The organism is Kribbella swartbergensis (assembly GCF_054784135.1).
On the sequence record NZ_BAAGPM010000022.1, the window covers coordinates 149547 to 168045 of the forward strand.

17 protein-coding genes are annotated in these 18499 nt (G+C 70.2%); 5 read left to right on the plus strand and 12 right to left on the minus strand.

Going from position 1 to position 18499, the window contains the following annotated elements; all coding sequences use genetic code 11:
- The first annotated feature begins 139 nt into the window (after positions 1–139).
- On the plus strand, positions 140–3277 hold the full coding sequence (locus tag ACYVOK_RS19350) for an amidohydrolase family protein (protein ID WP_460663862.1): 3138 nt from the start codon (positions 140–142) through the stop codon (positions 3275–3277).
- A 267-nt stretch (positions 3278–3544) separates the two neighbouring features.
- On the opposite strand, the gene ACYVOK_RS19355 is transcribed toward ACYVOK_RS19350, so the two are convergent.
- The 5 genes from ACYVOK_RS19355 to ACYVOK_RS19375 are packed head-to-tail and all read right to left on the minus strand — an operon-like array spanning position 3545 to position 8237.
- The gene (locus tag ACYVOK_RS19355; RefSeq protein WP_460663863.1) at positions 3545–4522 is read right to left on the minus strand and encodes a ribose-phosphate diphosphokinase; all 978 of its coding nucleotides are present in this window, start codon (positions 4520–4522) and stop codon (positions 3545–3547) included.
- A 50-nt stretch (positions 4523–4572) separates the two neighbouring features.
- Entirely contained in the window at positions 4573–5595 is a 1023-nt protein-coding gene (locus tag ACYVOK_RS19360; RefSeq protein ID WP_460663864.1) for a threonine aldolase family protein, read from the minus strand.
- Between the two features lie 13 nt (positions 5596–5608).
- Positions 5609–6982: a class II 3-deoxy-7-phosphoheptulonate synthase gene (locus ACYVOK_RS19365; protein ID WP_460663865.1), complete on the minus strand. Its 1374-nt coding sequence runs from the start codon at positions 6980–6982 to the stop codon at positions 5609–5611.
- 43 nt (positions 6983–7025) lie between these two features.
- Positions 7026–7418: a DUF2237 family protein gene (locus ACYVOK_RS19370; protein ID WP_460663866.1), complete on the minus strand. Its 393-nt coding sequence runs from the start codon at positions 7416–7418 to the stop codon at positions 7026–7028.
- A 36-nt stretch (positions 7419–7454) separates the two neighbouring features.
- Positions 7455–8237 carry a lysophospholipid acyltransferase family protein gene (locus ACYVOK_RS19375; RefSeq protein WP_460663867.1) on the minus strand — a complete coding sequence of 261 codons (783 nt, stop codon included), beginning with the start codon at positions 8235–8237 and terminating at the stop codon, positions 7455–7457.
- 279 nt (positions 8238–8516) lie between these two features.
- On the opposite strand from ACYVOK_RS19375, the gene ACYVOK_RS19380 reads away from it, so the two are divergent.
- From ACYVOK_RS19380 to ACYVOK_RS19395, 4 genes are all read left to right on the plus strand, one after another.
- Entirely contained in the window at positions 8517–9278 is a 762-nt protein-coding gene (locus ACYVOK_RS19380; protein ID WP_460663868.1) for an alpha/beta hydrolase, read from the plus strand.
- Entirely contained in the window at positions 9271–10224 is a 954-nt protein-coding gene (locus tag ACYVOK_RS19385; RefSeq protein WP_460663869.1) for a hypothetical protein, read from the plus strand. Before ACYVOK_RS19380 ends, ACYVOK_RS19385 begins: the two co-directional genes overlap by 8 nt.
- 71 nt (positions 10225–10295) lie before the next feature.
- Positions 10296–11543 carry an ornithine cyclodeaminase, nickel-pincer nucleotide-dependent gene (locus tag ACYVOK_RS19390; protein ID WP_460663870.1) on the plus strand — a complete coding sequence of 416 codons (1248 nt, stop codon included), beginning with the start codon at positions 10296–10298 and terminating at the stop codon, positions 11541–11543.
- A 45-nt stretch (positions 11544–11588) separates the two neighbouring features.
- Positions 11589–12338 (plus strand): enoyl-CoA hydratase-related protein, encoded by a 750-nt coding sequence (locus tag ACYVOK_RS19395; RefSeq protein WP_460663871.1) that lies wholly within the window; start codon positions 11589–11591, stop codon positions 12336–12338.
- Here ACYVOK_RS19395 and ACYVOK_RS19400 read toward each other — a convergent pair.
- The 7 genes from ACYVOK_RS19400 to ACYVOK_RS19430 form a co-directional block, all read right to left on the minus strand.
- Positions 12335–12763: an STAS domain-containing protein gene (locus ACYVOK_RS19400; RefSeq protein WP_460664511.1), complete on the minus strand. Its 429-nt coding sequence runs from the start codon at positions 12761–12763 to the stop codon at positions 12335–12337. The genes ACYVOK_RS19395 and ACYVOK_RS19400 overlap by 4 nt on opposite strands.
- A 122-nt stretch (positions 12764–12885) precedes the next feature.
- Positions 12886–13593, minus strand: a complete 708-nt coding sequence (locus ACYVOK_RS19405) for an endonuclease/exonuclease/phosphatase family protein (RefSeq protein ID WP_460663872.1) — start codon at positions 13591–13593, stop codon at positions 12886–12888.
- 37 nt (positions 13594–13630) lie between these two features.
- Positions 13631–14773: an ROK family glucokinase gene (locus ACYVOK_RS19410; protein ID WP_460663873.1), complete on the minus strand. Its 1143-nt coding sequence runs from the start codon at positions 14771–14773 to the stop codon at positions 13631–13633.
- Between the two features lie 85 nt (positions 14774–14858).
- Positions 14859–15824, minus strand: coding sequence for an ROK family glucokinase (locus tag ACYVOK_RS19415; protein WP_460663874.1), 966 nt, complete (start codon positions 15822–15824; stop codon positions 14859–14861).
- Positions 15815–16210, minus strand: coding sequence for a hypothetical protein (locus ACYVOK_RS19420; RefSeq protein ID WP_460663875.1), 396 nt, complete (start codon positions 16208–16210; stop codon positions 15815–15817). The genes ACYVOK_RS19415 and ACYVOK_RS19420 overlap by 10 nt, the downstream gene beginning before the upstream one ends.
- A complete protein-coding gene (locus tag ACYVOK_RS19425) occupies positions 16207–17523 on the minus strand; it encodes an ArsA family ATPase (protein ID WP_460663876.1) in 1317 nt (438 codons plus the stop codon). The genes ACYVOK_RS19420 and ACYVOK_RS19425 overlap by 4 nt, the downstream gene beginning before the upstream one ends.
- A gap of 5 nt (positions 17524–17528) precedes the next feature.
- On the minus strand, positions 17529–18440 hold the full coding sequence (locus tag ACYVOK_RS19430; protein WP_460663877.1) for an SRPBCC family protein: 912 nt from the start codon (positions 18438–18440) through the stop codon (positions 17529–17531).
- Between the last annotated feature and the right edge of the window lie 59 nt (positions 18441–18499).

Genomic DNA, 18499 nt, shown 5'->3' on the forward strand with positions numbered 1-18499 from the left:
TCGGCGCTCGACGCGCCGGTCAGGATCGTGCGCCGTCGACGCTGCTGGCAGATTCGAACAGGTCGTGTCCGGTGTCCCCCGCCGTTCGGAATCACCGGACACGGCTGAGTCCCACCGCCCCCGAGGGATTGGACCGACCGTGGACCACACCGACATCGAAACCCCTGGTTCGTGGAGCATCTCGCGGCGTCGCGCACTGCAGCTCAGCGGCGGTCTCGCCGCGGTCGGCGCGGTGCAGACGACCACGCCCGACGCGGCGACCGCCGCCCCGGCACAGGCCGCGGCCGCCAACCAAGCCGTCCTGACCGAAGGCACCAACTTCATGGTCGCCGTCTCACCCGACAGCAAATGGCTCGCCTTCGACCTGGTCACGGCGATCTGGGTCACCCCCGCCGCCGGTGGCCAGGCCCGGCGGCTGACCGACGACCTGCAGGACGCGACCCGGCCGCGCTGGTCACCGGACAGCCGCCGGATCGTGTTCCAGTCGTACCGCGACGGCAACTTCCACCTCTGGTCGATCAACGCCGACGGATCGGCCCTCCGGCAGCTGACCACCGGCCGCTACGACCACCGCGAACCGCATTTCACCCCCGACGGCCGGTACGTCGTCTTCTCCTCGGACCGAGGCGGCAACGGCAGCTACGGCATCCACCGACTCGACCTCGCCGACGGCACCATCGTCGCCCTGACCGACGACACCGCCGAAGAAGCCGAGCCGGCGGTCTCACCCGACGGCACGAAGGTCGCGTTCACCGTCGACGCCGCCTCGATCGTCGAACTCGACCTGAGCACCGGCGAGCGCAAGACCGTTGTCCCGGCACAGACCGGCAGCACCGTCTACGGCCCGGCGTACTCCCCCACCGGCCGGCTCGCGTACGTGCGCCTCGCCGGACCGGTGTGCGATCTGGTCGTCGACAATCAGAAAGTCACCAGCGGCAGAGACGTCTTCGCCGTACCGCCGTCCTGGGGATCCGACCTGTACTACACCGCCGACGGTCACGTCGTACGTCATCAGGTCGGCGGCGCGCACACCGTCGTACCGTTCGTCGCGACCGTGCCGGTGACCGCGAAGCGGCCGCGGCCGAAGGCGCCGGATCTGGAGTCGACCTCCCGCCGGCCGGTGCTCGGGATCGCGAGCCCGAGCGTGTCCCCGGACGGTCGGTGGGTCGCGTTCCGGGCCCTGAACGCGTTGTGGCTGGCGCCCACGAGTGGCCGGCGGCAACCACGTCGGCTGGTCGCCGACGGCTACTTCAACTCCGACCCGGACTTCTCACCGGACGGCACGAAGTTGCTCTACGCAAGCGATCGGGACGGGACCGCGGATCTCTGGCTGCACGACCTGCGGACCGGCGCGGACAGCAAGCTCTCGTCGTTGCCCGGGGCACAGACCGCGCCGAGGTTCTCGCCGGACGGTAAGCAGGTCGCGTACCAGGACCAGGACGGTATCGCCTGGGTGCTCGACCTCGCCTCCGGGAAGCTCCGGCAGCTGACACCGCCGCTGTTCCAGCCCGGCCGGGTCAGTTGGTCACCGGACGGCAGGACGATCGTGCTCGCCGCGGTCAAGCCGTTCTCCAAGCGGTTCCGCGAGGGCACCAGCCAGTTGCTGTACGTCGACGTCGCGACCACCGCGCTGGAGTACGCCGAACCGATGCCGTTCCGGTCGCTCGCCACCCGCGGCGACGACGGCCCGGTCTTCTCCCCCGACGGCAAGTGGCTCGCGTTCGTCGTGGAGAGTCTGCTGTACGTCGTTCCGGTCGACGCACGCGGCCGCTTCACCGGCGAGCCGCGGGCCGTGACGAGTGAAGTGACCGACTCACCGGTCTGGCAGGACAGCACGACGCTGCTCTACCTCAACAACGGCCGGCTACGTCGAACCACGCTCAACGGATCCCGCCCGCAGACGATCAAACTCGACCTGCACTGGCGCCGCGCGACGGTCAACCAGCACGTCACGATCCACGCGGGCGCGTTGTGGGACGGCCGCGCAACCACGCTGCGCCGGGACGTGGACGTCGTACTCGACGGGTGGCGGATCGCCGCCGTACGTCCGCACCGGGGCCGGGCGGACATCGACGCGAAGGACCTCACGGTGATGCCGGGGTTGATCGACGCTCACAACCATTGGCATCTGCGTGGCCGGGCCTGGGGTGCCCGGCAGGGAAACCTCTGGTTGTCGTACGGGATCACGACCACGCGGTCGCCGGGCGACCCGGTCTACCAGATGCAGGAGACGCGGGAGGCGCTCGCGCACGGGTCGCTGCTCGGGCCGCGCTACTTCGCGACCGGTGAGGCGATCGACGGGTCGCGGGTCTACTACAACTTCATGCGGCCGACCTTGTCGTTGCGGCAACTGGGTCTGGAGATCGACCGGGTCGAAGGGCTCGCCTACGACCTGGTGAAGACGTACGTGCGGTTGCCGGTCGAGTACCAGCGCCGAGCGATCGCCGCGGTCCACCGGCTCGGGCTGCAGTTGTCGTCGCACTACCTCTACCCGGCCGAGCACCTCGGGATGGACGGGATGGAGCACACCGGCGCGACGAACCGGCTCGGATACTCGCACACGGTCAGCCGGCTCGGACGCGCGTACGCCGATGTCGTCACGCTGTTCACCAAGGCCGGGCTGTCCGTCACGCCGACCTTGTTCAACTCGACCATGGCGCACGTCGACGATCCGTCGTTGCTGACCGACCGGCGGACGACCACCCTGTTCCCGTCCTGGGAGTACGACGCTCTGCTGGCCGAGGTGAACACCGCCAAGGGACCGGCCGGGGTGACCACCCGGGAACTCCTCCGCGGCAACGTGGACATGGTGCTGCGGATCCATCGCGGCGGCGGTTTCGTCATCTCCGGCACCGACACCCCGCTGGACAACATCGCGATCTCGCTGCACGCCAACCTCCGTGCCATGGTGGCCGGCGGCTTCACGCCGTACGAGGCCCTCACGACCGCGACACGCAACCCGGCGCGGTGGCTGAACCTCGAGGACAAACTCGGCGTGATCAAACCCGGAGCCCAGGCCGACCTGTCCTTCGTCACCGGCGACCCCCTCGCGGACATCCGCACAGCCGCCGCGGTCGACCGCGTGATGCTCGCGGGCAAACTGCACACGGTCGACGAGCTACTCACCCCGTACGCCGGCAATGCGCGTACGGCGGCAGCCCTGCAACCACCCGCGGACGCCCCGAGACCACTCACCCGCCAGCAGGCGCACTCACACGACAGCACCTACTGGTGGCACGAACCCGAATGGCTCCACCGAGCCTGCTGCGAGGGCTGACGACACCCTGAGAGCCGCCGTCCGCGTGCTACCGCCCGCATCGACTGCCTTGCACTGGCGCTCACCCATGGACGGCTGAGCGGACCGTGCGACGGGTACGTGTGCGGCGGCAGCACGCGAACGCCGGCGCAGCCGGCACTCCCGGCGGCAGCCGGATGCGATGCACCGGCGATGAGCCGGGGGGTGGGTGGGAGCGGGCGTAGTGGGCGGGTGAGGAACGGAGCGACGAAGGAGCGCCTGCGGAGCACGCGTGGGCCGGACCAGCTGTTAGAACGGGAGTTTGGGTTGGGGTGGAGCATGGGTCGGATCGACGCCGTCGAAGAGGCTGCTGACCGACTCGCCCTCATGGATGCGCTTGATCGCCTCGGCGAACAGCGTGGACACCGAGCTGACCTGGAGCTCGGGGAAGCCGTCCGGCCGCGGCACGGTGTCGGTGCTGATCACCTCGGTCACCGACGGGTGAGACCGGAGCCGCTGCACCGCCGGTCCGGCGAACAGGCCGTGGGTGCAGGCGACCGCGGCCTGCGTGCAGCCGCGGTCCTTGAGCCGGTCCAGCAGTTCGATGATCGAGCCGCCGGTGGCGATCTCGTCGTCGAGGACGATCGCCCGCCGGCCGGACACGTCGCCGACGATCGCGTCGATCACCACGCGGTCGTCGGCCAGCCGCTGCTTGCTGCCCGCCGCCACCGGCAGCCCGAGCAGCCGGGCGAACTGGGTGGCGGTCTTCGCGTTGCCCAGGTCCGGGCTGACCACGACCGTGTCGGTGAGGTCCCGGCCGCGGAAGTGGTCGGCGAGGACGCCGATCGCGGTCAGGTGGTCGACCGGGACGGAGAAGAACCCGTGTACCTGCGGCGCGTGCAGCGCCATCGTCAGCACCCGGTCGACACCGGCCGCGACCAGCAGGTCGGCGACCAGGCGGCCGCCGATCGAGATCCGGGACGCGTCCTTCTTGTCGGACCTGGCGTACGCGTAGTGCGGCATCACCGCGGTGATCTGCTGCGCCGACGCACCGCGGGCCGCGTCGATCATCAGGAGCAGCTCCATCAGGTGCTCCTGGGTGGGCGGCACGAGCGGCTGGACGATGTACACGTCCCGCTGCCGGCAGTTCACCTGCAGTTGCACCTGCAGGCAGTCGTTGCTGAAACGATGGATCTCGACCGGTGACAGCGCTACGCCGAGATCGGCACAGATCCGCTCCGCCAAACCGGTGTGGGCACTCCCGCTGAACACGACGATCTCTCGCACGGCTCTCCCCGAACGCTGCGGACCCCGACGATCGCAGCCTATCCCGACTGTCAGCGGATGAGGCGAGCCAGGGCTTCCGCGGCGGTGCGGCAGTCCTCCGTCGAGGCGTCGAGGTGGGTGACCACCCGCAGCTGGGTCGGACCGACGCCGCCCACCAGTACGCCGGCCGCGCGAGCGGCCTCGACGACCTCGGGCACCGACTTGCCGGTGGCGTCCAGGTCGGCGACGACGATGTTGGTCTCGACCTGATCGGGTTTCACCGAACCGGGAGCTGCATCGGCCAGCACCTCGGCGATCAGCCGCGCGTTCGCGTGGTCCTCGGCCAGCCGTTCGACGTTGTGCTCGAGCGCGTACAGCCCGGCCGCGGCCAGTACGCCGGCCTGCCGCCAGCCCGCGCCGAGACGCTTCCGCCACACCCGGGCCTCGCGGATCAGCTCGGCCGACCCGACGAGCACCGATCCGACCGGCGCACCGAGCCCCTTCGAGAGGCACACGCTGGCGGCCGCCGCACGGGAGGCGTACGACGACACCGGCACACCGGAGGCCACGGACGCGTTCCACAGCCGCGCACCGTCGAGGTGGAGCGGCAGGCCACGGGCATCGAGTTCGTCGGCCAGAGCGTCGTACGCGTGCTGGATCGAGCCGCCGCCGAAATTGTGGGTGTTCTCGACCGAGACCGCCGCCGTGGTGACGAAGTACGGGCCGAGGTCGGGAGCGATCAACGCGCGGATCTGCTCGAGATCGATCTGCCCGGCCGGCGCGCTCCAGGTGCGGGTGGTGACCCCACTGACGGCCGCGTGTGCGCCGAGCTCGGCCCGGGCGATGTGAGCGCTCGCCTCACAGAGCACCTCGGAGCCAGGGGCGACGAGGGCGCGGACACCGAGGATGTTCGCGAGCGAGCCGGTGACCGTGAACAGACCGGCCTCGTGACCGAGCAGCCCGGCCACTGTCTCCTCGAGCCGGTTGACGGTCGGATCCTCGCCGTACACGTCGTCGCCGACGGGAGCGCTGGTCATCGCCGCCAGCATCCCGGCGGACGGCCGGGTGACGGTGTCGGAGCGCAGATCGATCACGCGAGGCTCCCGGTCAGGCCTGGGCGCCGCGGAGCCGCTCGGCGACGAGGAAGGCGAGCTCGAGCGACTGGTGCCGGTTCAGCCGCGGGTCGCAGGCGGTCTCGTAGCGGTTGGCCAGGTCTTCGGCGACCAGCTCCTCGCCGCCGCCGAGGCACTCGGTCACGTCGTCACCGGTCAGCTCGATGTGCATGCCACCCGGCCAGGTCCCGACCTGCTCGTGCGCGTCGAAGAAGCCCTGCACCTCGTGCATGACGTCCTCGAAGTTGCGGGTCTTGTACCCGTTCGGGGTCTCGAAGGTGTTGCCGTGCATCGGGTCGCACACCCAGGCGATCGGCGAACCGTGGTCGCGGACCGCCTCCAGCAGCGGCGGCAGCGCGTCGCGGATCTTGCCCGCGCCCATCCGGGTGATGAAGGTCAGCCGGCCCTCGATGCCCTTCGGGTTCAGCTTGTCGATCAGGGCGCGGATGTACTCCGGCGTCGTGGTCGGGCCGATCTTCACCCCGAGCGGGTTGCTGAGCGTCGACAGGAACTCGACGTGCGCGCCGTCCAGCTGCCGGGTCCGCTCCCCCACCCACAGCAGGTGGCCGGAGACGTCGTACGGCTGCTCGGTGCGGGAGTCGATCCGGGTCAGCGCGTGCTCGTACTCCAGGATCAGCGCTTCGTGCGACGCGTAGAAGTCGACCGTGTGGAACTCCTCGGAGTTCGCTCCGCAGGCCCGCATGAAGGCGAGCGCGCGCTCGATCTCGGAGGCGAGCCGCTCGTACTTCTGCCCGACCGGGGACGACTTCACGAAGTCCGTGTTCCAGGCGTGCACCTGGTGCAGGTCTGCGTACCCACCGGTGGTGAAAGCGCGGGTCAGGTTGAGCGTCGCGGCGGCTGCGTTGTAGACACCGCGCAGGCGGCGCGGGTCCGAGATCCGGGCCTCGGGGCTGAACTCCAGCCCGTTGACCGCGTCACCGCGGTACGACGGCAGCGTGACGCCGTTGCGGGTCTCCTCGCCGGAGCTGCGCGGCTTGGCGTACTGACCGGCGATCCGGCCCACCTTCACCACCGGCACACTCGCGGCGTACTGGAGGACGACGGCCATCTGCAGCAGCACCCGCAGCTTGGCCCGGATGTTCTCCGCCGTCACCCCGTCGAACGTCTCCGCGCAGTCGCCGCCCTGGAGGATGAACGCCTCGCCGCGCGCGACCGCACCGATCTTCGTGGTCAGGTCGTCGCACTCACCGGCGAACACCAGCGGCGGCAGCGTCCGCAGCTCGCTGATCACCTGGTTCAGCGCGGCCGGATCCGGCCACTCCGGCTGCTGCAGCGGCTTCAGCGCCCGCAGCTCGTCCAGACTCGGAACCCCGGGCACTTCCCCCGCACTCAACGTCGCGAATTGCATGGGCTCAACTCTAGGCCAGGTACGTCGACCGCCTGTGAGCGTCTCAGGTGAGGGCGCCGGGGTCCGGGGGTACGTCGACCGCGTGTTCCCGCAGTACCGACAGCGGGATGGTGTCCAGCGAGCGGGCATGAGTCGACGCCAGTACGACGGGAGCGGCAACGCCGTCGTGGTAGGCCTGCAGCCAGCGGACCGCGACCACGCACCACCGATCCCCCGGCTTCAACCCGGGGAACCGCAGCTCGGGCCGCGGCGTGACCAGGTCGTTCCCGATCGACAACTGGTGAGCCAGGAACTCCGCCGTCATCACCGCACACACCGTGTGGCTGCCCAGGTCCTCAGGTCCGCTCGTGCAGCACCCGTCCCGGTAGAACCCGGTCACCGGATCGGTCCCGCACTCCTCCAGCGGTTCGCCCAGCACGTTCAGGTCGCCGTCCATGCCGACCATCCTCACTCGCGGTGAGGCTCCTGCGTGTCAGCTGGCCTTCGTGTCGCCGAGGCGGACGTGCTCGTCGACGGACTCGCCGGCCTTGATCAGCTCCTTGGCCTTGTCGGCGTAGATGTCGACGTACTCCTGGCCGGACAGCTCCATCAGCGCGTACATGATCTCGTCGGTGACCGAGCGCAGGACGAACCGGTCCCGCTCCATGCCCTCGTAGCGGGAGAAGTCCAGCGGCTTGCCGAACGCGACACCCGGCCGGATCAGCCGCGGGAACCGGCGGCCCTTCTCCTTGTAGAACCACTTCGGCCAGATCCTGCCCGGCGGCTGCAGCTTCTCGGTGTCGATCATCGCGACCGGGATGACCGGCACGCCGGCCACGATCGCCATCCGGGCGACACCGGTCTTGCCCTTGTAGAGCCGGCCGTCGGGCGAGCGGGTGCCTTCGGGGTAGATCCCGAACAGCTCGCCCTTCTTCAGGATCTCCAGCCCGGTGTTCAGCGCGGCCAGCGAGGCGCGCCCGCCGGACCGGTCGATCGGGATCTGGCCCACCGACCGGAAGAAGGTCGCGACCAACTTGCCCTTCAGCCCGGGCGCGGTGAAGTACTCCGACTTCGCCGGGAAGACGATCTGCCGCGGTACGGCGACCGGCAGGAAGATCGAGTCGCAGAACGCGAGGTGGTTGCTGACCAGCAACGCGGGGCCGGTGGTCGGGATGTTCTCCAGCCCGGTGACCTTGGGACGGAAGATCAGCTTCACCAGCGGTCCGACAAAGAACCGTCTGAGGAACAGATACAGCATCGGCTCGACCTCCGTCACTCGCCCGACACGCTCACCACCGACCATCGTCGGCCGGTACCTCGTCCGGCACCAGTGTCCGCCGGTGGCGACGGTCGCGACAGCTCCGGCGCGTCCCCGTCGGCAGGACATTACGTTCCAGCTTCCTCCTCAGGCAATGTCACGGCCAGGAATCCGGAGGTTGCTCACGGTGTTATCACCTGGATGCAGACTGGGTGCAGTCCAGATGCGACCATTTAGTGCGGCAGGCGGGACGGAGCCTGGCCGCCTGTGAGGACCGTGACCGGCGAGGAGTCGACCGTGCCAGTGCTAGGCCATGCGGAGGAGTTCCGCAGCCCCGGATCCGGGCAGAACGCCGCTGTCGGGGTCCTGCTCAGCCACGGTTTCACCGGGTCGCCGAAGTCGATGCGCCCGTTCGGGGAGCACCTGGCGGCCGAGGGGTACGGCGTCGCCGTCCCGCGGCTGCCCGGGCACGGCACGACCTGGCAGGAGATGAACAGGACCGGCTGGCCGGACTGGTACTCCGTACTGGACAACGAGCTGGAGCGGTTGCGCAAGGAGCACGACAAGGTGTTCCTGATCGGGCTGTCGATGGGTGGCTGCCTGGTGCTGCGGCTGGCCGAGGAGCACGGCGCAGACATTTCCGGTCTGGTCCTGATCAACCCGTCGGTGCGGACCGACGACCGGCGACTGGCGCTGCTGCCGATGCTGTCGCGGGTGCTTCCGTCGTTCCCGGGCATCTCGAACGACATCAAGAAGCCCGGCGTCGACGAGGGCGCGTACGACCGGATGCCGCTGCGGGCGCTGCTCTCGCTGTCGCAGTTGTGGCGGCTGACCCGGGCCGATCTGGCGAAGGTCACACAGCCGGTGCTGATGTTCCGCAGTACTGTCGATCACGTGGTGGAACCGAGTTCGGGTCGGACCGTCCTGGCTTCGATCTCGTCCCGCGACGTGACCGAGACCCTGCTCGAGGACAGCTATCACGTGGCAACTCTGGACAACGACGCACCGCGCATCTTCGCGGACTCCGCGGCCTTCATCCGGCGGGTCGCCGATGCGTGACAACGGACTGACCGCCGCCGGCTACACCTCCCTGGGCGGGATCGACCCCCTGGTCGCCGAACCTGTCCTCACCGCCCTGGCGGAAGCCGGCATCGCGGCGTACTGCGCGAGTTCGGGTGAGGCGCGGGCTGCGGCCGACGCCGCGGGGAGCGCGGCGACCGACGAGTCGTCCGAGCGCCCTGGCACTCCTTCGGGCTCTGCGCGTCCGGCGGAGTCCGCCACAGCCGAGGCGGCCGAGGCGGCCGGGCCGGCCGGCGAGGTGAGCGAGCGGGCCGCCGAGATCAAAGCCGAGCGGCCGGAGGCCGGCGACGAGACTGCCGCTGCGCCGGCTGAGGCGAGCACACCCGTCGAGCCGGCGGCCAAGGTCGAGGCGGCCCCGGCGAAGGCCGAGACCCGGGCTCGGATCCCCTCGGGGTTCGAGGAGATCTTCGTCGACAGTGACGCGGTGGACCGGGCCCGGCCGGTGATCGAGCGCAGCACCGAGGACGCCGAGTGGAAGTCGCTGGTCGAGCAGTTCAACGCGCCGTCCGCACCCGGTCACGACGGCGGGGACACCCCGGTGCCGCGGTGGCCGGCCAGTGAGGACGTCGACGAGAAGTACGAGCCCCTGATCGACGTACCGGCCGGACTGATCATCGGCGACGGACCGGACGGCGAGGAGGAGGCGGACAACCCGCCGCCGAAGCGCGCCGACGACCCGCACGACCACTTCGTCCCGCCGGAGCCGCCGCGCGGCCCGCGGCTGGACTGGATCAGCCGGATCGCCTGGCTCGGCCTGATCGGCGGTCCGCTGCTGCTGATCGCCGCCGCCGTACTCGACTTCGGCACCGGCCGGATCACCACGCTCGCGGTGGCCGGCTTCATCGGCGGCTTCCTCACCCTGGTGATCCGGATGAAGGACCGGTTGCCGCCGGACGACACCCCCGACGACGGCGCGGTCGTCTAGCGCCGGACGAGCCGGGTGAAGCATTTGTCACACCGGCACGCTAGAGTGCAGATCGTCGGACAATCCGACGAATGCCGAGGGAGGTATCCGTGCAGGTCACCGAGACCGTCGAGATCACCGGCCACCTGATGGACTCGGGGCTGCTGTCCCGCGTCCTCGACGACATCCGCGGGTACGGCGGTGAGTACACGCTGGACAAGTTCGACCTCGGCTACGACAAGGACGACCCGTCCACCGTCCGGATGACGGTCGGCGCGGAGGACGAGGAGTCGCTGCAGCGGCTGCTGATGCGGATCCAGACCAAGGGCGCGAACCTGGTCGACCCCGGTACGCCGGAGATCACCGAGGTGACCCAGGACGGGGTGTTCCCGGACGGGTTCTACTCGACCACCAACCTGCCGACCAGCGTCCGGCTCGGCGGCCGCTGGGTGCAGGTGGAGAACCCGGAGATGGACTGCGGCCTGCTGGTCGAGGGCGATCGGGTCCGGACCATCCCGATGTCCGACGTCCGCGCCGGGATGAGGATCATCACCAGTGCCCAAGGGGTCCGGGTGACTCCCCCGATCGTGGCGAACACCGAGGAGGCGTTCGGCTTCATGGAGTCGGACGTGTCCAGCGAGAAGCCGCAGCGGGTGCTGGTCAGGCAGGTCGCCGACGGTATGCGCGAGGCGAAGGCGAACGGCCTGAAGGTGCTCTGGGTCGGCGGCCCGGGCATTGTCCACACCGGTGCGGCCCCGGCGATGGTGGCGCTGGTCGAGGCCGGTTTCGTCGACGTCCTGTTCGCCGGGAACGCCCTGGCCACCCACGACATCGAGTCGTCGCTCTACGGTACGTCGCTCGGCGTCGACCTGTCCCGCGGTCGCGGGGTCGAGCACGGGCACGAGCACCACATCCGCGCCATCAACACCATCCGCAAGGCCGGTTCGATCAAGGCGGCGGTGGAGCAGGGAGTGCTCACCTCTGGCGTGATGCACGCGCTGGTGAAGAACGGCAAGAGATTCGTGCTGGTCGGCTCGGTCCGCGACGACGGGCCGCTGCCGGACGTCTACACCGACGTACTGGAGGGCCAGCGGGCGATGCGGGCCGAACTGCCCGGTGTCGGCTACTGCCTGATGGCCGCGACCATGCTGCACTCCGTTGCTACCGGCAACATCCTGCCGGCGTCGATCCCGCTCACCTGCGTCGACATCAACCCGGCCACGGTGACCAAACTGGCCGACCGCGGTTCGTCCCAGGCCCGCGGCATCGTGACCGACGTCGGGCTGTTCATCGAGCACCTGGCCCGGGAGCTGTCCCCCGACTACGACGGCAAGAAGTAGACCTGGACCACAGCGCCGGGCCCCGCAGCGGTGTTTGATGAGCACATGACGGAACTGGTGCACCTCGAGGTCGCCGACGGCGTGGCGACGATCACGCTCGACTCGCCGCACAACAAGAACGCGCTCTCCCAGCAGCTCACCGGTGAACTGCTGGAGCGGCTGGAGGCGGCCGGGGCCGACGACACCGTCCGGGTGACCGTGATCCGGTCGGCGCTCGATGTGTTCTGCTCCGGCGCCGACCTGTCCGAGGCGACCACCGTCGGAATGGGTGTCGGCGCGCAGCGGATGGTCGACGTCCAGCGGGCGATCGTCGCCAACCCCAAACCCGTCGTCGCCCGGGTCGCCGGGCCGGTGCGGGCCGGCGGGATCGGCATCGTCGCGGCAGCCGACATCAGCGTCGCGGGCGCGGACTCGACGTTCGCGCTGACCGAGGTGCGGCTGGGGCTGGCGGCGGCGACCATCTCACTGACCGTCCTCCCCCGCCTGACCGACCGCGCCGCTGCGTACACGTTCCTCACCGGCAACGCGTTCGACGGCCTGGAGGCGGCGCGTCTGGGACTCGTCACCTTGACCGTCCCCGACGACGACCTGGATTCCGCCGTACAGACTGTGGTGGAGTCGCTGCTGAAGGGTGTTCCGCAAGGTCTGCGGGAAACCAAGAAGCTCCTCAATCGCGAACTACTGGCCGACATAGACGCGCGCGGCACGCAGCTGGCCGAGCTCTCGGCGAGCCTCTTCGGCTCCCCGGCCGCTCAAGAGGCGATGCTGGCCTTCCTCAACCGCCGCAAGGCCTAGAGCGTTTTGGCCGCCTTCGCCGGACGGTAGGCGGGGAGGGCTTCGGCGAGGGTCGGGTAGTGGTCCGAGCCGGCCGTGCGTAGCCGGTCGGCCAACCACTCGGCCGCTCCGGACGTGCGCAGCCAGCCGCCGTGCTCGACGGCGAGGCCGTGGGCGACGGAGAGTACGTCGATGCCGGCCGGCTCCATCACGGTGACGCGCCGCAGGTCGACCACCAGCCTCGGCAGCTTCGTGGTGATCACGTGCCTCAGCTCGTTCTCGAACGCCGGGGCCGTGACACGGTCCACCTCACCGGCCACCCGAACGACCGCACAGTCACCGACAGCGCTCCACCCGCACACGAAAGGCCCGCTCACCTCGGTCGGCCGGCCGGCGGACGCGACCACCCGAGGCATCGGGGCAGAACTCCCGACAGGACGCCCCATTGACTTCACGACCACGCTCCTCACATCCGGCACGGCGACCGGACCCAAGCGACGATCGCCCCTCAACCACCATACGTACCCCACACCATGCACCCGCTCACTGTGGGCTGCCGCACGCGAGGTCAGGTTGTCAGTTGGATAAGGAGGGGGAGGTGGTCGGAGGCGGCGGCCAGGTCTTCGGGGGTGGCTGGGGTGGGGAGGATGCGGCCCTTGAGGGGTGGTGTGAGGTGGGCGCCGTCGATGCGCTTGTGTGGGTTGGCGGAGCTGAACGTCGGCCCGGCGGCGGTGCCCAGGTCGGTGAGGCCTTCTTCGGCGAGGCGTTTCCACACCGGCCCGTCCGGTTCCTCGTTCAGGTCCCCGACCAAGAGGTACGGCGTACCGAAGGAACGGCAGCCACGGAGCACTTGCTCCAATTCGTGCTCACGGCCGCGGATGTGCAGGCCGAGATGACACACGACCAGGGCCAGCCGCATCGACCCGAGGACGACTCGACCGCCGACCGCGCCGCCCGGGAGCTGGGTGGCGATCAGCCGCAACCGGCGGCGGACGAACGGGCGCCAGATCCGCCAGTGCAGCGGTTCGGACACTTCGGTGCCGTCGGCAACCAGAATCGCGTTGCGGGCGGACCCGGCGACGTACGTCATCCCGAAACTCGCCGCCATCGCCCGCCGTTTCCGGCGGGTGCCGAACCAGGTCGGCGCCTCCTGCACCAGCATCACGTCCGGCGCACACGCCTTCACCACGCGGGCCAGCGCCTCCCGGTCGTCACCCCACCGATGCACGTTGTACGACAGCACTCGCAGTACGGCATCGCGAGGGCCATCGCTCATCGGGCCTCCCGGCCTGAAGGCCCGGCCGAAGGCGACCTCATGCCTCGGATTCGCCCTTCAGGTCAACGTGGTGCAGGTCGACGTCCGGTGTCGCGGCGCGCATCCCGGTACGGCGGCCGGCGGACTTGCGCGCCGCCCGTTCGAGACGCCCGGAGCGGTTGCGGCCCGCCGCGGTCTTCGCGGTCACCGCGGTCGTCTTCACCCGGACGCGGCGCAGCCAGGTCGCCTCCTCGCGGGCCAGGTCGGCGGCACCGACCATGCCCGCTTCCGGACCGAGGACGGCACGGACGATCCGCGCCTCGGGCCGGAACCCGCGACCGGTCAGCGTCCGCTTGAACGCCTCCCGCGCCGGCGCCAGCAGCAGCTCACCGGCGTCGGACACACCGCCACCGATCACGAAGGTGCCCGGATCCAGCGCCGCGGCGAGGTTGGCCAGGCCGATCCCGAGCCAGCGACCGACGTCCTCCAGCAGTTCGACCGCGACCGGATCGCCGTCCTTGGCCAGCTCGGTCACCATCGGGCCGTTGATCTTCCGCGGATCGCCGTCTGCAGCCCGCAGCAGATTGTGGGCGACCGGCGAACCGGACAGCGCCAGCTCGCGCGCCTCCCGGGTCAACGCGTTGCCCGACGCGTACTGCTCCCAGCAGCCGCGGTTGCCGCACTCGCACCGGTGACCGCCCGGCACCACCTGCATGTGCCCGAACTCGCCCGCGATACCGAACTTCCCGCGCTGCAGTGAGCCGTCGTTGAGGATCGCCCCGCCGATTCCGGTCCCGAGCGTCACGCAGACCAGGTGGCTCTCACCCTGACCGCCGCCGAACCGCCACTCTGACCACGCGGCCGCGTTCGCGTCGTTCTCCACCACCACCGGCAGCCCGAGCCGGCGCTCGACCGCATCCCGCAGCGGCTCGTGCCGCCAGGCCAGGTGCGGGGCGAACAGCACCGAGGACCGTGTCCCGTCCACGAACCCGGCCGCGCCGATGCCGACCGCGATCACGTCGTGCCGGGACTCCAGGTCACGGACGATGTCCGCGATCGCGTCCTCGGTCTCCTTCGGGTCCTTCGTCGGCGTGTCCCGGCGCAACCGGTCCAGGATGTTGCCCTCCGGGTCGACCACCCCGGCGGCCACCTTGGTCCCGCCGATGTCGATCCCGATCGTCAAAGCCTGCGTCAGAGCCACTGCACGAGCCTCCTCGCCGTACGTTCAGCCCCCGCCGACCTGGCTCCAGTATCCCGCGCCGGCCGGTTCACCAGGCGGTACGCCGTCATCCGCGTGCCGGGGCCACGGGCCGGCGGGCCAGGTCGGCGGCGCCGATGATGCCCGCGTCGTTGCCCAGCTCGGCCAGGCCGAAGGTCGGGTGCGGCCGGTTGGACCTGGCCGGGAGGTGCTTCTCGAACGCGACCTGGGCCGACTTCAGCAGCAACTGCTTGGCGGCGCTGACCCCGCCGCCGATCACGATGACGCTCGGGTCGAACAGTGTCGCGATACTCGCCAGGCCCTCGCCCAGCCAGCGGCCGAGGTCGTCGAGCAGTTCGACCGCACACGGGTCGCCGGTGGCGGCGGCCTGGGTGATCATCGGCCCGGTCAGCTCGGCCGGGTCCGTGATCCCGCAGACGCTGAGCATCTGCGCGGCCGCCAGCGAACCGGACTCCGCCTGCGCACGTCCTTCCCGCACCAGCGCACGCCCCGACGCGTACTGCTCCCAGCACCCGCGTGCGCCGCAACCGCAGCGATGCCCGCCCGGTACGACGCGCATGTGCCCGAGCTCGGCCGCGACACCGTGCTCGCCGCGCAGCAGTTCACCGTCGATCACGACGCCGCCGCCGATCCCGGTCCCGACGGTGATGCACACCATGTGCTCGACGTCCTTGGCCGCACCGAAGGCGAACTCACCCCAGGCGGCCGCGTTGGCGTCGTTCTCGACCACGACCGGGATCTTCAGCGTCTCCGCGACCCGGGCGCCCAGCGGCTCGTCCCGCCAGGCCAGGTTGGGCGCGAACAGCACGGTCGAACGGTCCGACGAGACGAATCCGGCGGCACCGATGCCGACCGCCTCGACGTCGTGGCCCGCGATCAGTTCGGCCGCCGCGTCGCAGATCGCCGCGGCGGTCTCGTCGACCGAGGTGGCCGGGGTGTCGCGATGTGTCCGCGCGACGATCGCGCCGTCCGGGCCGACGATGCCGGCCGCGATCTTCGTACCGCCGACGTCGATGCCGATGGTCAGTCCCATGGTTCGGGGTCCTCACTCACGTCGATCCGGTCCACCCGGGACCGGCTCGGCTCCTCCTCCTGCCGTGAGGAGCGCGACGCTGCGTCCTCCCGCGCTTGCCGGGCGGCCTCGGCGGCCGCCTCCAGCAACGACCGCACCGACCCGAGTACGTGGGCCGCCGCGGTCGACAGCTGCTCGATCGTCTCCGGGCTGGTGTTGCGCACCTTGTTGATCAGCTGACACACCGGACACCACACGCAGTCCGGCCCGAGCTTGTGTTCGTGCTCCGGCTCACCGGTCGGCGGCGGCGGCGTCGTCGTACCGGTGTTGTCGGCAGCCGCGTTCTGAAGGACCGCGAACAGCTTGGCGGCCTCCTCCGCGACAGACCCGATCGGCTCCTTACTCAACGGCCCTCCCCGATCGCCGCCTCGCGCTCGCGTTGCTGCGCGTGGTACTCAGCTGTCAGCTCCTGTGCGAGCTCCTGCGCCGACTCCAGCGGCCCGGTGCCAGTCGGTACGTCGGAGGTCAACGGACGCGCCACCTCCCGCGGAGCGAACCGCACCTGCAGCCGGCCGTCGTCCAGCCGCGCACCCGCAACGACTCCACGGGCCAATGCGGCCGGCAGCGGCAGCACCCGGCGGTACGAGCCGACCGTGATGATCAGCTCGTCGCCGTGGCGCGCCAGCTCCAGCTCACTTGCGGACGCCAGCGGCAACGGCATGGTCAGGGTGTACGTGCGGCCGTCGGTGTCGATGTGGCGATCCACCCACAGCGAGGTCTCGTCCGTCGCCCGGGCGAACGGGTCGTCACCGCCGTACATCTCGACGGCGAAAGCGGCCAGCTCCTCGACGCCGACCGGCTCACAGACCCGGTACGGCGATTCCCAGATCGGCAGCGGCCGGAACGAGTCGGCGACCTCCTCGAGGATCCCGCGCTGCGCCGCGACCCACTGACGCCGCCAGGTGTCCGCGCCGGCGGCCGGGAAGACCCGGTTCGCCACGACGCCGTCCACGCGGTAGCCGTACAGCGACAGGCGCGTCAGCGACCGCCGCGCCTCGGCCACGACCACGGCCTCCGGCGTGAGCACCAGCCGCACCGACGCGTCCGGGCCGGCCAGCAGCGTCCGGATGTCCGTGAGGTCGCTCTGCAGCCGCCGCAACGCGTCGAAGACCGTGTCGTCCGGCATCGGGATCCCCGACGTACGACTGAGGAACGGACGGAACGTCCGCATCACCTTGCGCTCGGCGTTGAAGATGCGGTCCATGTACCAGTTCAGCGCCTCGGGCAGCGCGAGCAGACGCAGCGTCTCCGCGGTCGGCGCACAGTCGACCACGATCACGTCCCAGCGCCCGGACCGGACGTGGTCGCGCACCTCGAGCAGCGCGAGCACCTCCTCGGCGCCCGGCAGCACGGTCAGTTCCTCGGCCTCGATCGGGTCCACCCCGACCCTGTGCAGCACCGACCGCAGGTACGACTGGATGTCACCCCACGACCGCTCGAACCTGCGCTGGGCGTCGATCTGCTGGACGAACAGCAGGTCGTCGATCTCGGTCGGCTCGCCGCCGACCTCGGAGTCGAACGCGTCCGACAGCGAGTGCGCGGCGTCGGTCGACAGCACCAGCGTGCGCAGCCCGCGCAACGCGGCGAGCGTGGCGGTCCCCGCGGCGGAGGTCGTCTTGCCCACGCCGCCCTTACCTGTGTAGAGCAGTACCCGAGTCACCGCGATCAGGACTCGACGCGCTTCTTGAGCCCCTTCAGGGCCGTGTCGATGATGACCTTCTCGGCCTTGCGCTTGAGCATCCCGATCATCGGGATCGCCACGTCCACGGCCAGCCGGTACGTCACCTCGGTCCCCCCACCACCCTCAGCGCCCAGGTCACGCAGTACATAGGCGCCGTCCATCCCCTTCACCATCTTGGCCTCGACCAGCGTCCAGGTCACCTCGTTGCGGGACCAGGTGTAGTCCAGCGTGTACTCGTCCGAGATCGCCCCGGCGTCGACCTTGAACCGGACCTGCTTCGGCCGGCCCGCCTCGTCGGTGGACAGCACCTCGGTCTCCCGCATCGAGTCGGCCCACTCCGGGTACGCCGCGAAGTCCGCGATCACCGCCATGATCTCTTTCGGGGTCGCGTTCACCACGATGGTCGAGGTGGTCTGTTCCGCCATCGATTCACCTCTTAGCTGCCGGGACGGGACGTGCTGTGACTTCCGCGGGGACTGCCGCGGGCCGGTTTCCTCACCGGAGACTATCGCGGGATCGGACCCGGTACGGCGCTCGCCCGCGGCGCGGCCCGACTCGACCTCGTCCTTGAACCGCCACAGCCGCTCCCGGTACTGGGCGACGTACCGCTCCCGGAGCCGGACCAGCGCCCGGCCGCGGACCGGTCTCGCCGGATCGACCCGCAGGTACCAGTGCACCACCACGCCGTCGCGGACCTGCTCGAGCCACCATTCCGCCGTACCGGTCGCGGCTCCGGTGACCTCCCAGCGGACCCCCTCGAGACCGCGCCGCTCGGACGGGGTCAGGGTCAGGTCCGGCCACCACTCGCGCCACAGGGTGTCCGAGCCGAGGCGCTCGGCGACGTAGGCTGGATCAGCAACGACCAGGTCGTCGCAACTGATGTCGAGCGTGGGCATTGCTACCGAGCACCTGTTCCTTGGGTCACATGAAGCTGGCTACCTCTGGGTAGGTGACT

Coding starts and splice junctions, on each gene's coding strand:
- ACYVOK_RS19365 (WP_460663865.1), bottom strand. CDS start 6,982: ATGCAATTCGCGACGTTGAGTGCGGGGGAAGTGCCCGGGGTTCCGAGT.
- ACYVOK_RS19370 (WP_460663866.1), bottom strand. CDS start 7,418: ATGGACGGCGACCTGAACGTGCTGGGCGAACCGCTGGAGGAGTGCGGG.
- ACYVOK_RS19385 (WP_460663869.1), top strand. CDS start 9,271: ATGCGTGACAACGGACTGACCGCCGCCGGCTACACCTCCCTGGGCGGG.
- ACYVOK_RS19390 (WP_460663870.1), top strand. CDS start 10,296: ATGCCGAGGGAGGTATCCGTGCAGGTCACCGAGACCGTCGAGATCACC.
- ACYVOK_RS19395 (WP_460663871.1), top strand. CDS start 11,589: ATGACGGAACTGGTGCACCTCGAGGTCGCCGACGGCGTGGCGACGATC.
- ACYVOK_RS19400 (WP_460664511.1), bottom strand. CDS start 12,763: ATGGGGCGTCCTGTCGGGAGTTCTGCCCCGATGCCTCGGGTGGTCGCG.
- ACYVOK_RS19405 (WP_460663872.1), bottom strand. CDS start 13,593: ATGAGCGATGGCCCTCGCGATGCCGTACTGCGAGTGCTGTCGTACAAC.
- ACYVOK_RS19415 (WP_460663874.1), bottom strand. CDS start 15,824: ATGGGACTGACCATCGGCATCGACGTCGGCGGTACGAAGATCGCGGCC.
- ACYVOK_RS19430 (WP_460663877.1), bottom strand. CDS start 18,440: ATGCCCACGCTCGACATCAGTTGCGACGACCTGGTCGTTGCTGATCCA.